Here is a 15,927-nt window from a genome sequence, read left to right as displayed (position 1 = left end):
AGGCGGCCGCGCCCGCTTCCGGCGCGGTGCCCGCCCAGCGGACCACCCGGCGGTCCGTACGGACGGCGCCGAACCCGAACGGCATCCTGGCCGGGAAGATCGCCTCGATCGACAAGGCCGGTACGGCGTCGGTGTCGGTCGCGGTCCTCGACACCGGCGACGGACGCGGGGCGCGGTACGGGGTGCCGGCCGGCCGGACGTACGACACGGCGAGCATCGCCAAGGTCGACATCCTGGCGGCGGTGCTGCTGCACGCGCAGGACCAGCACCGCTCCCTCACCTCGTCGGAGAAGTCCTACGCGACCTCCATGATCCATGTCAGCGACAACGCGTCGGCCGACGCGCTGTGGGGCGTGATCGGCGGAGCGCCCGGCCTCGACGCCGCGAACCGCAGGCTCGGACTGGACGCGACCACGGCGGGCACCGGCGGACACTGGGGGCTCACCCAGACCACCGCCGGGGACCAGCTCGTCCTGCTGGGCGCCGTGTTCGGCGACGGCCACTCGGGCCACTCCGCCCTGAACGCGGCCTCGCGTACGTACATACGCGGGCTGATGGGCGGGATATCGGCCGACCAGGACTGGGGTGTGTCGGCGGCCGGCAAGGCGGCGGGCCTGAAGAACGGCTGGCTGCCACGCAGCAGGACCGGCCTCTGGGACATCAACAGCATCGGCCGGGTCACGGCGGACGGCCACACCTATCTGCTGGCGGTGGTCTCGGACGGCAACAAGAGCATGAGCTCGGGGATCACCCTGGTGGAGAAGGCGGCGAAGGCCGCGGTGGCGGCCCTGCGCACCGGAACGTGAGGACCCCCTGCCTTGCTGAAGATCCCTGCCCTGGTGAAGACCCCTGCCCTGGTGAAGACCCCGGTGTGACGACCGCCCCCGGAGCCCCCGCGCCCCCCCCTGCCGCCCCCGCTCCCTCAGTCGTCCATCCGGTCGATCTGCCGGATCTTGTTCGTCACGTCGAGCGCGGCCACCTTGTAGGACTCCGCGAGCGTCGGGTAGTTGAACACCGCGTCCACCAGATAGTCGACGGTGCCGCCGCAGCCCATCACGGACTGGCCGATGTGGATCAGCTCAGTGGCGCCCGTACCGAAGCAGTGCACCCCCAGCAGCCGCCGGTCCTCCGGCGACACCAGCAGCTTCAGCATGCCGTGCGCGTCCCCGATGATCTGGCCCCTGGCCAGCTCCCGGTAGCGCGAGACCCCGACCTCGAACGGCACCTTCTCGTCCGTGAGCTGATCCTCGGTCCTGCCGATGAAGCTGATCTCGGGGATGGTGTAGATGCCGATCGGCTGGAGGTGGTGCATCGCGTTCACCGGCTCGCCGCACGCGTGGTACGCGGCGGCGCGCCCCTGTTCCATCGAGGTCGCCGCCAGCGCCGGGAAGCCGATGACGTCGCCGACGGCGTAGATGTGCGGCACGGCCGTACGGTAATGGTCGTCGACCGTGATCCTGCCGCGCTTGTCGGCGGAGAGCCCGGCCTTGTCCAGGTCCAGTTCGTCGGTCAGACCCTGCCGTCCCGCCGAGTACATCACCGCTTCCGCCGCGATCTTCTTCCCGCTCTCCAGCACGGTCAGGGTTCCGCGCTCGTGCCGCTCGACGGCGGCGACCGTCTCCCCGAAGCGGAACGTCACCGCCAGGTCGCGCAGCCGGTACTTGAGCGCCTCGACCACCTCGGCATCGCAGAAGTCCAGCATGCCGTCGCGCTGTTCGACCACCGTGATCTTGCTGCCGAGGGCGGCGAACATCGACGCGTACTCCATGCCGATCACCCCGGCGCCCACGATGACCATGGAGCGGGGGACCTTCTCCATGTTGATGACGCTGTCGGAGTCCATGACCGTACGGTCGTCGAACTCGACGCTCGCCGGGCGCGCCGGACGGGTGCCGGTGGCTATGACGATGTGCTCGGCGGTCAGCAGCCGGTCCTGGCCGGACGCGTCCCGTACGGCGACGGTGTGCTCGTCGGCGAACCGTCCGGTGCCCGCGAGCAGCGTGACCTGGTTCCGGGAGAGCTGATTGCGGATGACGTCGACTTCCAGGTTGACCACATGCTGGGTGCGGGCCGTGAGGTCGGCGACGGTGATCTCTTCCTTGAGCCGGTAGTTCTGGCCGTAGAGATCCCGCTGCGTGAGTCCGGTGAGATAGAGCACCGCCTCGCGCAGCGTCTTGGAGGGAACGGTTCCGGTGTGGATGGAGACGCCACCGACCATGTCGGGCCGGTCGATGACGGCGACCCTGCGGCCGAGCTTGGCGGCGGCGATCGCGGCCTTCTGGCCGCCGGGTCCTGATCCGATGACAAGCATGTCGAAGTCGGGCACGGGAGGAGTCTGTCAGCCGCCCGCCGTCCCCGGAAGAGCGGGCGGGCCTCACATGCCCGTGCTGCGCCTGCGGGCCTCTGACACCAGAGTGGATACCCGGAGCAGTCATCGGTACATCCACAGGAAACTGGAACACCGGGAGAGACCACCATGACCGCAGTACCCGCCATCACCCTCAACAACGGCGTCACGATCCCGCAGCTCGGCTTCGGAACGTTCCAGATCCCCCCGAAGCAGACCAGGGCGGCGACGCTCGTCGCCCTGGAGGCCGGCTACCGCCATATCGACACGGCGGAGGGGTACGGCAACGAGAAGGAGGTCGGCCAGGCGGTCCGTGACTCCGGTGTCGACCGGGACGAGGTCTTCGTCACGAGCAAGCTCGCCGACAGCGCCCACGCGTACGACGACGCGCTGCGGGCCTTCGACCGGACCCTCGACGACGTGGGACTCGGCTACCTGGACCTCTTCCTCATCCACTGGCCGCTGCCTGGCGTGGGCGACTTCTCCGAGACATGGGCCGCGATGGAGGAGATGTACCGGTCCGGGCGGGTCAAGGCGATCGGGGTCTCCAACTTCCAGCCGCACCATCTGCGGCGCCTGGGGGAGAAGAGCGTGATCGTGCCGGCCGTGAACCAGATCGAGATCCACCCCTACTTCACCCAGGACGACGTACGGGCCTTCAACGCGGAGCACGGCATCGCCACCGAGGCGTGGGCGCCGATCGCCAAGGGCAAGGTGCTCGACGACCCGGTTGTCACGGGGATCGCCGAGCGGCTCGGCCGCACGCCCGCGCAGGTGACGCTGCGCTGGCACGTGCAGCGCGGCGACATCGTCTTCCCGAAGTCGGTCACCCGCGAGCGGGTCGAGGAGAATTTCGCGCTGTTCGACTTCGAGCTGTCGGAGGAGGACATGGCCGAGATCACCGCCCTGAACCGCAACGACCGGACCGGCTTCGACCCGGACCGGTACAACGGCTGACAACGGTGATGCGGTGAGCCCTCGGCACCGGCGATCCCTTACGTTGTAGTGGTTCCGGCGGGCACTCCACGACCGGGACGGCGGAAGCACGCCGGAACAGCGGAAAGCACGCTCGGCGTGCTTGAACAACAGAACCATGATGGGGCAGTAAGTGATTCTGAAGACCTTCAGGTGGGCGTTCGCCGTCACCGTTCTCGGCCTCGCCGCCGGGATCCTCTACGACGGATGGGCCGCGCTGGGGGTCGTCGCCATCCTCGCGGTGCTCGAAGTCTCGCTCTCCTTCGACAACGCGGTGATCAACGCCGGAATCCTGAAGAAGATGAGCGCCTTCTGGCAGAAGATCTTCCTCACCATCGGCGTGCTGATCGCCGTGTTCGGTATGCGGCTCATCTTCCCCATCCTGATCGTGGCGGTCACAGCCAAGATCAGCCCGGTGAAGGCCGTCCAGTTGGCGGTGGACGACAAGGACCGCTACCAGCAGCTCGTGACCGACGCGCACCCCTCGATCGCCGCCTTCGGCGGCATGTTCCTGCTGATGATCTTCCTGAACTTCATCTTCGAGGACCGGGAGATCAAGTGGCAGGGCTGGCTGGAACGCCCGCTGGCGAGGATCGGCAAGGTCGACATGCTCGCGGTCATCGTCGCGCTGGTCGTCCTGCTCATCGCGGCGGGAACCGTCGCCACCCACGCCCACCAGCACAGCGGTGCCCACGTCGACAAGGCGGAGACGGTGCTCACGGCCGGCGTCGCCGGGCTCATCACGTACCTGATCGTCGGCGGTCTCTCCAGCTTCTTCGAGAACCGCCTGGAGGAAGAGGAGGAACGCGAGGCCGAGAACCCCGACAGGCCCGGCGGGGCGGGCTCGGCGGTCGCCCTCACCGGCAAGGCCGCGTTCTTCATGTTCCTCTACCTGGAGGTCCTGGACGCCTCGTTCTCCTTCGACGGGGTCATCGGAGCCTTCGCGATCACCAACGACATCGTGCTGCTGGCACTGGGCCTCGGGATCGGCGCGATGTACGTCAGGTCCCTCACGGTCTACCTGGTCCGCAAGGGCACGCTGGACGACTACGTCTACCTGGAGCACGGCGCCCACTACGCCATCGGCGCGCTGGCCCTGATCCTGCTCATCACCATCCAGTACCAGATCAGCGAGCTGATCACCGGGCTGGTCGGCGTCGTGCTGATCGGCTGGTCCTTGTGGTCCTCGGTCCGCCGCAACAAGCTCGCGGCGGAGGCGGACGGCTGAGCCCGGCCATGGCCCCGGCTCCTGCCATGGCCCCGGTTCCGGCGTGGCCCGGCCGGGGGAATCTTCGTACGGCCGTGTTGTTGGAGAGAGTGTGAGCATCGCAGCGAACGTGCCGTTCTCCGTGCTTGACCGCTCCCGCACCCGGCAGGGGCAGGACGGCCCTTCGGCGCTGCGCGACACCGTACGGTTCGCGCGCCGCGCCGAGGCGTTCGGCTACCACCGCTTCTGGGTGTCCGAACACCACGGCGTGCCGGGCGTCGCCGGATCGGCGCCCACCGTACTGGCGGCGGCCGTCGCCGCCGCCACGTCGACGATCCGGGTGGGAACCGGCGGTGTGATGCTGCCCAACCACCAACCAATCGTCGTGGCCGAGCAGTTCGGCGTGCTGGAATCACTCTTCCCGGGCCGCGTCGACATGGGCCTCGGACGGTCGGTCGGCTTCACCGGCGGCATTCGCAAGGCCCTCGGCAGGGACAAGCAGGACGCCGAGGACTTCCCCGGCCAACTCACCGAACTCCTCGGTTACTTCACCGCCACCGGATCGGCACACCTCCAGGTCCACGCCCACCCGGCCGAAGGCTTGCGGATCCCCGCCTTCGTCCTCGCCACCGGCAAGGGCGCCGGGGTCGCGGCGGAGGCCGGACTGCCGCTGGTCATCGCGGCCGTGCGCGGTGAGGACGCGATGCTGCGCGCGATCGACGGGTACCGGCGCGACTTCCGCCCCTCCGCCTGGGGCGAGCGGCCCTACGTGATGCTGTCGGGCACCGTCATGGTCGGGGCGACCACGGAGGAGGCGCACGACCTGCTGCTGCCGGAGGCGTGGGCGAGCGCGTACTCCCGTACGCGCGGAGAGTTCCCCGCGCTCGCCTCGGTCGAGTCCATCCGCGCCCTGCGGATGACCGAGCGGGAGCGCACGCTCTTCGAAGAGGCGCAGCGGGGGCACTTGTACGGCACGGAGGACGAAGTGGCCGACGGGCTCGGCAAGTTGCTGGCCCGCGCCGAGGCGGACGAGTTCCTGGTGACGACGAGTACGTACGACAGGGAAGCGATGGACGACTCGTACCGCAGGCTCGCCGCGCTCCTCGGCCTCGAAGCGCCCGAGTGAGCCAGGTCAGCCGAGTCACTCCACTCGACGCGGCGCGGGACGGGGATTGTCAGTGGCGGATGGGATCCTGCCGGTATGGATGAGCTGATGCGACGGCGTGTGTACGGCGCCGACCACGACGACCCCGACCCGGGCCCCCAGCAGGGCCATGTCTACCGGGAGCTGGTCGGCGGGCCGCTGGACGGACTGCTGCTCGACGTCACCGGGTGGACGGCGCGGCAGTTGCGGGAGGGGGCGGGACTGGTCACGGAGATAGGCGCGTACGGACCGGGCGGCCACGCCGTGTACGTGCCGCGGGCCGACGATCCGGCGCACTGGGACTGGGACTGCGACACCCCCTGACCGGAGCCGCGGGCCCTGGGCTTCTCAGCCCGCCGGCTCGTGCGGCCCGTACGGCGCGTACGCAGCACCGGTGGCCAGCGCCCAGTAGCGGTCCCCGAAGGACCAGTGCCACCACTCGGTGGGGTAGTTCACCGGCCCCGCCGCGGTCAGCGCCGCACCAAGCACGGTCCGGTTCCCGCGCGCGTCGGCGCTGATGTTCCCGGCGTCGGTGCAGCAGGCCCCCGCGCTCTCCTCCGGGTCGGCGTTCATCCGGGTTCCGAGGTCCAGCTCGCGCCCGTCGGCGTCGGCGAGCGTCAGGTCGACGGCCGCCCCGCGCTGTGCGGAGCGATGCCGGGCGGGGAGACGTAGCGGCTCGCCATCGAGTGGATCCGCTCGCCGGACCAGTCGGGGTGACCGGCGCGCAGGCTCGCCTCGTACTCCTCGACATAGCGCCGTCGCAGCGAAGGCGGCCGGTACCCCTCCACGAACAGCAACCGCAGTCCGCCCGGCAGGAGTTGCAGCACGATCTCCCTCATGGGGAGCATGATCCCTCAAGGGCCGCGCCGGGGGCCGTAATCCGCCGGATTCGGTCCTGCGCCGTGTCACCATCAACTCCCACTGTTCAGAGGAAGAGTTCAGCCCGGTGATCCCACGCACAGACCTGATCAGACCCCTCCCCGAGCTGCTTACGGAGAACGCCCGGTCCCTCGGCGCCAAGACCGCGTTCCAGGACCGCCGTTCCCGTGTGACGTACCGTGAACTGGAACTCCGGACAGGGCGGCTCGCCGGCCATCTGACCGGGCTCGGTCTGCGGCACGGCGAGCGTGCGGCCGTCCTTCTCGGCAATCGTGTCGAAGCGGTGGAGAGCCTGCTCGCGGTCACCAGGGCGGGCGCGGTCGGCGTGCCGGTGGATCCCCGGAGCACCGACGCCGAGTTGGCCCACATGCTGGACGACAGCGGGGCCCGGGTCGTCTTCACCGACGCGGACCACCTGGCCCAACTGGGGCTGCTGCTGCCGGAACGGCGTCGTCCCGTGACCGTCGTTCTGGTGGAGGACACCGGGACCGGGACCGCCGGCGTGGTCCGTACGGCCCGTACCGTCGGCTACGAGGACCTGACCGGCACCGAACCGCCCGTGCCAGCCCCGGACGACCTCGGGCTCGACGAGGTCGCGTGGCTGCTCTACACCTCCGGCTCCACCGGCGCGCCCAAGGGCGTGCTCTCCACCCAGCGCAACCGCCTGTCGACAGTGGCGTCCGGCTTTCACTCCGTCCTCGGCATGTCGGCCGACGACCGGCTGCTCTGGTCGCTCCCGCTCCACCACGCCATGGGGCAGATCCTGTGCCTCGTCGGGGTGACGGCGATCGGTGCCGGCGCGGTGATCCTGCCGCGCTTCTCCGTCGAGGGCGTGCTCGGCGAACTGCGCCGGACGGACGACCCGTGCACGCTGCTCGCCGGGGTGCCGACGACGTACGGCAAGCTCCTGGACGCCGTACGCGGCGAAGGGCTCAGGGCCCCGGCCCTGCGTGGCTGCATCAGCGGGGGCGCAGCGGCGACGCCCGCGTTCCAGCGGTCCTTCGAGGAGATCTGCCGGGTCCCGTTCCTGGAGCACTACGGCAGTACGGAGGCGGGCGCCGTCACGATGACGGCGCCGGGGACCGCCAAGGCGCCCGGCTCGTGCGGCCGGGTGGTGCCCGGCACCCGGGCACGCATCGGCGACGGCACGGACAGCGGCGACGGCACGGGCAGCGGAGACGGCACGGGCAGCGGAGACGGCACGGCCACGGGGGAGGGCGAGTTGTGGGTCGCCGGCCCCGGTGTCATGGTCGGCTACCACAACCGGCCCGACGACACCGAAGCTGTCCTGCGCGACGGCTGGTACCGCACCGGCGACCTGGCCAGGATCGACGCCTCCGGCGACATCACCCTCACCGGCCGCGCCAGCGAACTGATCATCCGCGCCGGGGAGAACATCCACCCCTCCGAGGTGGAGGCGGTCCTGCTGCCCCTGCCGGGGATCGCGGACGCCGCCGTGGTCGGCCGGCCCGACGACGTACTCGGCGAAGTGCCGGTCGCCTACCTGGTCCCGGAGAGGCCCGGATCGCTCGACCGCACACGCCTCCTCGCCGCCTGCCGGGAACACCTGTCGTCGTTCAAGGTGCCCGCCGACCTCTACGAGGTGGCCGCGATCCCGCGTACCGCCTCCGGGAAGACCAAGCGGTACGCGCTCGCCGACGAGCCGTCGACGCTCCTGGAGGCGCCGGACAGACCGCAGGTCGGCTACGGCGAAGCGGATCTGCTGGCTCTCGTACGGGCCGAGGTCGCCGCCGTACTCGGCTGCGCCGCCGACGAGGTGGAGCCGGATCTCGCCTTCCGGGACCTGGGCCTGGACTCGCTGACCTCGACAACGCTGCGCGACCGCCTGTCGGCGGCGACCGGTCTTCCGCTGTCCGAGGCAGCGGCCTTCGATCACCCCACCCCGGCCGAGCTGGCAGCGCACCTCCGGGCGCGGTTCGCCGGAGAGCCGACGGGTGCGGCGCCCGCCCAACGGCGAGAGCCGGGACCCGACGACGACCCCGTGGTGATCGTCGGGATGGCGTGCCGGTTTCCCGGCGGTGTGGAGTCCCCCGAGGACCTGTGGCGGTTGGTCGCCGACGGAGTCGACGCGATCACACCGTTCCCCACCGACCGGGGCTGGGACCTGGACGGGCTGTTCGACCCCGATCCCGGGCGGGCCGGGAAGACCTACGTAAGCGAGGGCGGCTTCCTCTCCGGTGTGGATCGCTTCGACCCGGAGTTCTTCGGTATCTCGCCGCGCGAGGCGCCCGCGATGGACCCCCAGCACCGGCTGCTCCTCGAAGTGGCCTGGGAGGCCGTGGAGCGTGCGGGGATCGACCCCGGCACCCTGCGCGGAACACCGACAGGCGTCTACGCGGGGCTCATGTACAGCGACTACGCCGGCCGTCTCGCGGTCACGCCCGAGCATGTGGAGGGCTACCTCGGCATCGGCAACGCGGGCAGCGTCGCCTCCGGCCGTATCGCGTACACCCTGGGCCTGGAGGGTCCGGCGATCACCGTCGACACGGCGTGCTCGTCGTCGCTGGTCGCGCTGCACCTCGCGGCCCAGGCGCTGCGCAGGGGCGAGTGCTCCCTCGCACTGGCCGGTGGTGTCACGGTGATGTCGGGGCCCAACTCCTTCGTCGAGTTCAGCAGACAGCGCGCGCTGGCCCCCGACGGCCGGTGCAAGGCGTTCGGCGCTACGGCGGACGGCACCGGATGGGCCGAGGGCGCGGGAATGCTGCTGGTGAGCCGGCTGTCGGAGGCGCGCCGGGCCGGATACCCGGTACTGGCCGTACTGCGCGGCTCGGCGGTGAACCAGGACGGCGCGAGCAACGGGCTGACGGCGCCGCACGGCCCGGCGCAGCAGCGGGTCATCCGGCAGGCGCTGGCCGATGCCCGGCTGACACCGGAGGACATCGACGCGATCGAGGCGCACGGCACCGGCACCCAACTGGGCGATGTCATCGAGGCGGAGGCGTTCCTCGCCGTCTACGGACAGAACAGGTCGCCCGAAACGCCGCTGTGGCTGGGCTCGGTCAAGTCGAACATCGGGCATACGCAGGCCGCCGCCGGTATGGCCGCCGTGATGAAGATGGTCCAGGCGATGGCACACGGGGTGCTGCCCCGTACGCTGCACGCCGACGAGCCGACACCACGGGTGGACTGGTCGGCGGGAGCGGTGTCACTGCTGACCAAGGAGCTGCCGTGGCCCAGGACCGGCCGGCCGCGCCGGGCGGGCGTGTCCTCCTTCGGGATCAGTGGCACCAACGCGCACCTGGTGCTGGAACAGGCACCCGCGGAGGATTCCGGGTTCGCGTTCGGTACGGTCACCCCCGCCGCCTGGGAGGACAGCGCCACGACCACGCGGGACGCCCCGGTGGCCGCTGTACCGTTCCCGGTCTCCGCCAGAAGTGCCGCCGGGCTCCGGGCGCAGGCGCGCCGGCTGTACGAGGAGGTGGCGGCGCACCCCGGGGCGAGCCTGCCGGACACCGGCTTCTCCCTGGCCACCACCCGTACCGCCTTCGAGCACCGCGCGGTGGTGGTGGCAGGTGACCGGGACGAACTGCTCGCCTCCCTCGATGCGTTGGCCGACGGCCGACACCGTCCGGGAGTGATCACGGGCGTGCCCCGGCAGCGGGGCCCGGTCGTTTTCCTCTTCACCGGCCAGGGCAGCCAGCGAGCCGGCATGGGCCGCGAACTGTACGAGACCCACCCCGCGTACGCCCGTTCCTTCGACGAGAGTTGCGCGCTGCTGGACCCGCTGCTGCCGCGACCGCTTCGGGACGTGGTGTTCGCCGCTGAGGAATCGGAGGCGGGGGCCCTCCTGCACACCACGGAGTTCGCTCAGCCGGCGCTCTTCACTCTCGAAGTCGCCCTGTTCCGGCTGCTGGAGTCCTGGGGTGTACACCCGGACCTGGTGGCGGGACACTCCGTCGGCGAGATCGCGGCGGCGCACGCCGCCGGGGTGCTGTCGCTGCCGGACGCCTGCACCTTGATCGCCGCCCGGGGCGCTCTGATGGGCGCGCTGCCCGCGGGGGGCGCCATGGTCTCCGTACGGGCCGGCGAGGACGAGATCGCCGAGTCCCTGGCGGGCAGAGAGCGGGAAGTGGGCATCGCGGCAGTGAACGGTCCCCGGGCGGTCGTTGTCTCGGGCGACGAGGCGGCCGTCCTGGACATCGCGGCACAGTGGCACGAACGCGGCTGTGCGACAAGGCGGTTGAGGGTGAGCCACGCCTTCCACTCGACGCGTATGGAACCCATGCTCGCCGAGTTCGCGGTGGTGGCGGAGGGGCTCTCGTACGCCGCGCCACGGATTCCGCTGGTGACCGCGGTGGAGGGCCGGCCGGCCACGGCCGGCGAGGTGTGTTCGCCCGGCCACTGGGTGGACCATGTACGCAGGCCGGTCCGTTTCGCCGACACGGTGGGGTACCTGAAGCAGCGGGGCGCGACACACTACGTGGAACTCGGCCCGGACGGTGTGCTCACGGGCATGGCACAGGACTGCCTCGCCGACACCGGCACCCCTGATACAGGCACCGACCTCGCCGCTTCCGACACCCGCGCACCTCTGCTGGTTCCGACACTGCGCGGGTCCCGGCCCGAGGCCGACGCTCTGCTCACCACTGTGGGGGCACTCCACGCGCACGGTGTGACCGTCGGCTGGAGAGAGGTCTTCGCCGGGCGCGGAGCACGGCGTACGGCACTGCCCACGTACGCGTTCCAGCGCCGGCGGTACTGGCTGGACGCCGACACACGACCGGAGGCGCCCGCCGGGGCGACGCCGGATGCCGCGCGCCACCCGTTCCTGCGATCCGTCACCTCCACGGCGGACGACGGCGGTCTGCTGCTGAGCGGCCTGCTGTCCGTGCGTGACCAGCCGTGGCTGGCCGACCATACGGTGATGGGCACCGTGCTCCTGCCGGCGACGGCGTTCGTCGACCTGGCGATCCACGCCGGCGACCGGGTGGGAGCGGGCACACTCGACGAACTCACCCTGACCGCACCGCTGTCGCTGCCCGTGGACGAAAGCCTCGAAGTACAGGTGAAGGTGGCGGGCCCGGACGGGAGGGGCCGACGGGCCGTGGTGTTCCACAGCCGGCCACACGCGTCCGCGTACGACGGACCGTGGACCATGCACGCCTCCGGCGTCCTTAGCTCAGAGGAGCTGCCCGCGCGGCCCGGATCTTCCGGCGCGGTGACGCCGAACGTCTGGCCTCCGGCGGGTGCCGTCGCACTGCCGCTCGGTGAGGACACCGACACCGACACAGGGACCGACGGTCTGTACGACCGTCTCGCGCGCGGCGGACTCCATTACGGACCGGCCTTCCAAGGCCTGCGAGCCGCCTGGCGCCTCGGCGACGACATCTTCGCCGAGGTCGCGCTGCCCAGGGAGGAGCACGCCAACGCCGGCCTGTTCGGCCTGCACCCCGCCCTCCTGGACGCCGCACTGCACACCATGACACTCGGCGGAGCCGCGTCGGACAACACCGGCGACCCGGCGGTTTCCCTGCCGTTCGCCTGGAGCGGTGTGCGTCTTCATGCCTCGCGCGCTCGGCGGCTGCGGGTAAGGATGTCGCCGACGGGGGAGAGCCGGGCCGCGCTGGAGCTGACGGACGAGGCAGGGGGCCTGGTCGCCACCGTACGGTCCCTTGCTCTACGGCCCCTGCCTCGCGAGCAGTTGAGGGCTGCCCGCGCGCACGGCGACTGCTTGTTCCGCCTGGACTGGACGCGTCTGCCCGATCCGCTGTCCCCGGCTGCCGGAGGACAGCCCGTCTGGGGAGTCCTGGGCGAGGTGGACCCACGGCTGCGTGAGCTGATCCCGCCGCCCGGCGTCCGGTCGACGGTGTACGCGGATCCGGCCTCGGCGGGCGCCGCCGCACCGGCCGTCGTTGTCGCCACCGGTCCGCCGGTCAGCGAGGCGACGGACGGTTCGGACATCGCCTCGGCGGCGCACCGCACGGCCACCTGGGCCCTGAAGCTCGTACAGGACTGGCTCAAGGAGGAAAGCCTCGCGGACTCGCGGCTGGTCATCGTCACCTCGGGCGCGATCGTCACAGCGACGGACGCGGACGCACGCACCGGCAATGGCACCGCCGAGAACACAGCCGCTCTCGCGTACGCCCCGGTCTGGGGACTGGTCCGCTCCGCGCAGACGGAGAACCCGGGCCGCTTCGCCCTCATCGACATGGACGAACATCCCGCGTCCCGGCAGGTGTTGACGCACGTCGTGGCGAGCGGTGAGCCGCAGACGGCGGTACGGAAGGGTGTCGCGTACGTTCCCGCGCTGGTCCGCGCTCCCGCTCCCGTCGCCCCGGCAGATGAGGACACCCGTCGTCGGCTGAACCCCGAGGGCACCGTCCTGATCACCGGAGGCTCCGGCTCCCTGGGCGTGCTGTTCGCCCGCCACCTTGTCGTCACACACGGTGTCCGTCATCTGCTCCTCGCCGGACGACGCGGCGCCGCCGCGCCCGGCACCGCCGAACTGTGCTTGGAACTCGCCGAGTTGGGTGCGCAGGTGACGGTGGCGGCGTGCGATGTGGCCGACCGCACCGCACTCGTGGCGCTGCTGGCGGGCGTGCCGGAAGCGCACCCACTGACCGGAGTGGTGCACACCGCCGGTGTGCTGGACGACGGTGTGATCCCGGCGCTCACACCGGAACGGCTGGACCGTGTGCTGCGGCCGAAGGCGGACGCGGCACTCGCTCTGCACGAGCTGACCAGGGACCTCGACCTGGCGGTCTTCGCGCTGTTCTCCTCGGTGGCCGGTGTGTTCGGCTCCGGCGGCCAGGGCAACTACGCGGCGGCGAACTCCGTACTGGACGCCCTGGCGCGGCACCGCCGGGACCTCGGCCTTTCCGGCACTTCGATGGCCTGGGGACCGTGGCAGCAGAGCGGCGGCATGACCGCCGATCTGCGGACCGCGGACCTGCGCCGCATGGCACGCGCCGGATTCGTCCCGCTGACCGCCGAGGAGGGCCTCGCGCTCTTCGACACCGCGATCGGCGGTCCGGACGCGGTCCTGGTCGCGGCCCGTCTTGACCATGCCGCCTTCGGCGCCGCGGCGGCGCCGGGTGCGCCGCTGTCGCGCGTACCGGGCCGTGAGTCCGTCCGGCGGATCGCAGCGGCGGCCGACGAGCCCGACGGTGACGACAGCCCGCGTCGACGGCTCGCCGCCGCACCCGCCGAGGCGCGCGTTGGGCTCCTGCTGGCGGAGGTACGGACCGAGGCCGCCGCGTCGCTCGGCCACACCGGGGGACAGGCGGCGATCGAACCGGACCGCCCGCTGGCCGAGTTGGGCCTCGACTCGCTGGCGGCGGTCGAGCTGCGCAACCGCCTCGCGACCGTGACGGGGCTGTCCCTGCCCACCACACTCCTCTTCGACTACCCCACCCCGCGTGCGGTCGCCGAGCATCTGGAGGAGCTGTGGTCCCGGGAAGCCCCAGGAACGCCCGGCGGCTCGGCGGAAATTCCCGTACAGGTATCCGAACAGGCCCCGCAACACGCCCCGTTGGCGCCCGGGCAGGCCGGCGACTCGCTGTCCGCTCTCTTCCGTACGGCGTGCGCGCTCGGCAAGGCGTGGGAGGGCATGGCACTGCTGACGATGGCCTCCCGCTTCCGCCAAGTCTTCGAAAGTCCCCAGGCCTTCGGCACACCGGCCAGGGCCGTGACGATCGCGGAGGGAGGCCCCGGGCCCCGGCTGATCTGCTTCCCGGCGCTCAGCGCGCTCTCCGGCCCCCATGAGTACACCCGCTTCGGACTGGACCTCCAAGGCCTGCGGCCCGTCTCGGTGGTGCAGCATCCGGGGTTCCTCCCGGGGGAGCCGCTGCCGGCCACGCTCGACGCCTTTGTGTCGGTGCAGGCGGCCGCGGTTCTCGCCTGCGCGGGTGACGAGCCGTTCGTCCTGCTGGGGCGCTCGGCAGGCGGCTGGGTGGCCCACGCGGTGGCCGGCCACCTGGAGAGCGCGGGCGTCCGCCCGGCGGCCGTGGTCCTGGTCGACACCTTCCCCTGCGACGACGGGAGCCGCGAGGACGGGAGCCGCCACGGCGACGGGCCCGCGCTCTCGGCGATGACGGCCGGAATGCTCGACAAGGCGGCCCAGTTCGACTCGGTCGAGGCCGACAGGCTCACCGCGATGGCGGGCTATCTGGAGCTGTACGCCGGCTGGGAACCGGCGGCCCTCTCGGCTCCCACCCTCCACGTACGGGCCAGGGACGCACTGCCCGGCATCGAGCCACCGGAGGCCTGGAGCCTCCCGCACTCCGAAGTCACCGTGCCCGGCGACCACTTCACCGTACTGGAGGGCTACGCCCGTACGACCGCTCTCGCGGTACACGAGTGGCTCGCGGACCGCTGACCCGGACCGGCCAACTGCCCTTCGCCAGCTACGTCTTCTCCCACTGCGACAGCTCTTCCGGCCTCCGCCGGGAGGCCTCCGCGAGCTGATCGGGAGACAAGCGGTCCTCGGTATCAGGATGGCTTACAGTTGAGCTGATGGTGCTCCGGTGACCACCTTTCGACGGTCACCGGCAAGCACCTCTGCTCCTGAGCGGCCGTCCCAACTCACCCGGAGGTCACCATGTCAGAGCCACTCACCATCGGAATCCTCGTCTCGCCGGGCTACATGCTCTGCGACATCGTCGGGCCCCAGACCGTTCTCGGCATCCAGCCCGGAGCCACCATTCACCTGCTGTGGAAGGACCTGGAACCCGTCACCGGATTCCCCGTTTTCCCGACCGTGCCGACCACGACCTTCGCCGACTGCCCGGACCGGCTCGACGTCCTGGCGGTCGGCGCGATCATGCCCGACGTGCTCGGCGACCCCGAGGTCGTGGAGTTCTTCGGCAAGGCGGCGCGCAGGGCCAAGCACGTCATCGCCGTGTGCGGCGGCGCCATCCTGGCCGGAGCCGCAGGTCTGCTGGAGGGCCGGCGTGCCACGACGAACTTCCACGTCATGGATCTCCTGCCCGAGGTCGGCGCCACCCCCGTCGAGGGCGGCGAGGTCGTACGCGACGGGAACATCTGGACGGCCGGGCCCGCCAGCGGATCCTACGAGGCCGCGCTCATGGTGCTGGCCGAGCTGCGCGGGGTGGAGGTCGCCAAGCGCGCCGAGCTGGACATGGAGTACGCGCCACACACACCGTTCGGCACGGGCAGCCCGGCGCTGGCGGGCCCCGCGATGACCAAGGAATCGCTGGACGCCTACGCCGAGCTGACCGCCGGCTACCGCTCCGCACTCGGCCGGGTCCGCCGGCCGGGCGTCACCGTCTGAACGTCACTACTCCCCACTGCCTGAACGCCACTCCCCGGCCCGCCCCGAAAGCATCACGACCCGGGGCGGGCGTACGGGGCTTCGTCCCGCGGCGGCGGCGGCCGTTTCGCGCCTCGCGGGCC

At 71.3% G+C, this 15,927-nt stretch carries 8 protein-coding genes and 1 pseudogene; 7 read left to right on the top strand and 2 right to left on the bottom strand.

All coding sequences use genetic code 11. The features are described from left to right. The first annotated feature begins 83 nt into the window (after window positions 1–83). Complete coding sequence (locus tag QR77_RS00905; RefSeq protein WP_236711035.1) at window positions 84–806, top strand: serine hydrolase; 723 nt, start codon at window positions 84–86, stop codon at window positions 804–806. Window positions 807–922: 116 nt separating this feature from the next. Here the strand turns inward: QR77_RS00905 and sthA are convergent, their stop codons facing one another. Next, window positions 923–2,326: a Si-specific NAD(P)(+) transhydrogenase gene (gene sthA, locus QR77_RS00900; protein WP_040019205.1), complete on the bottom strand. Its 1,404-nt coding sequence runs from the start codon at window positions 2,324–2,326 to the stop codon at window positions 923–925. A 150-nt stretch (window positions 2,327–2,476) separates the two neighbouring features. Here sthA and QR77_RS00895 point away from each other — a divergent pair, with 150 nt between their 5' ends. From QR77_RS00895 to QR77_RS00880, 4 genes are all read left to right on the top strand, one after another. Next, window positions 2,477–3,304: an aldo/keto reductase gene (locus tag QR77_RS00895; RefSeq protein ID WP_040019204.1), complete on the top strand. Its 828-nt coding sequence runs from the start codon at window positions 2,477–2,479 to the stop codon at window positions 3,302–3,304. Between the two features lie 151 nt (window positions 3,305–3,455). Further along, complete coding sequence (locus QR77_RS00890; protein WP_040019203.1) at window positions 3,456–4,550, top strand: DUF475 domain-containing protein; 1,095 nt, start codon at window positions 3,456–3,458, stop codon at window positions 4,548–4,550. Between the two features lie 97 nt (window positions 4,551–4,647). After that, the gene (locus tag QR77_RS00885) at window positions 4,648–5,655 is read left to right on the top strand and encodes an LLM class flavin-dependent oxidoreductase (protein WP_040027044.1); all 1,008 of its coding nucleotides are present in this window, start codon (window positions 4,648–4,650) and stop codon (window positions 5,653–5,655) included. A 75-nt stretch (window positions 5,656–5,730) separates the two neighbouring features. Then, window positions 5,731–5,997, top strand: a complete 267-nt coding sequence (locus QR77_RS00880; RefSeq protein WP_040019201.1) for a hypothetical protein — start codon at window positions 5,731–5,733, stop codon at window positions 5,995–5,997. A 24-nt stretch (window positions 5,998–6,021) separates the two neighbouring features. On the opposite strand, the pseudogene QR77_RS00875 reads toward QR77_RS00880, so the two are convergent. Further along, window positions 6,022–6,491, bottom strand: a pseudogene (locus QR77_RS00875) (M15 family metallopeptidase); the annotation flags it as partial. 128 nt (window positions 6,492–6,619) lie between these two features. Here QR77_RS00875 and QR77_RS00870 point away from each other — a divergent pair. After that, a complete protein-coding gene (locus QR77_RS00870; RefSeq protein ID WP_052488431.1) occupies window positions 6,620–14,890 on the top strand; it encodes a type I polyketide synthase in 8,271 nt (2,756 codons plus the stop codon). Between the two features lie 222 nt (window positions 14,891–15,112). Next, entirely contained in the window at window positions 15,113–15,805 is a 693-nt protein-coding gene (locus tag QR77_RS00865) for a DJ-1/PfpI family protein (protein ID WP_063797980.1), read from the top strand. Window positions 15,806–15,927 lie beyond the last annotated feature (122 nt).

It is taken from the genome of Streptomyces sp. 150FB (genome assembly GCF_000818195.1).
GTDB lineage: Bacteria > Actinomycetota > Actinomycetes > Streptomycetales > Streptomycetaceae > Streptomyces.
This window is presented reverse-complemented; position numbering and strand designations above follow the sequence as displayed.

Excerpts from the sequence above, each read along its gene's own strand:
- QR77_RS00865 (WP_063797980.1), top strand. The coding sequence starts at position 15,113 with ATGTCAGAGCCACTCACCATCGGAATCCTCGTCTCGCCGGGCTACATG.
- QR77_RS00895 (WP_040019204.1), top strand. The coding sequence starts at position 2,477 with ATGACCGCAGTACCCGCCATCACCCTCAACAACGGCGTCACGATCCCG.
- QR77_RS00880 (WP_040019201.1), top strand. The coding sequence starts at position 5,731 with ATGGATGAGCTGATGCGACGGCGTGTGTACGGCGCCGACCACGACGAC.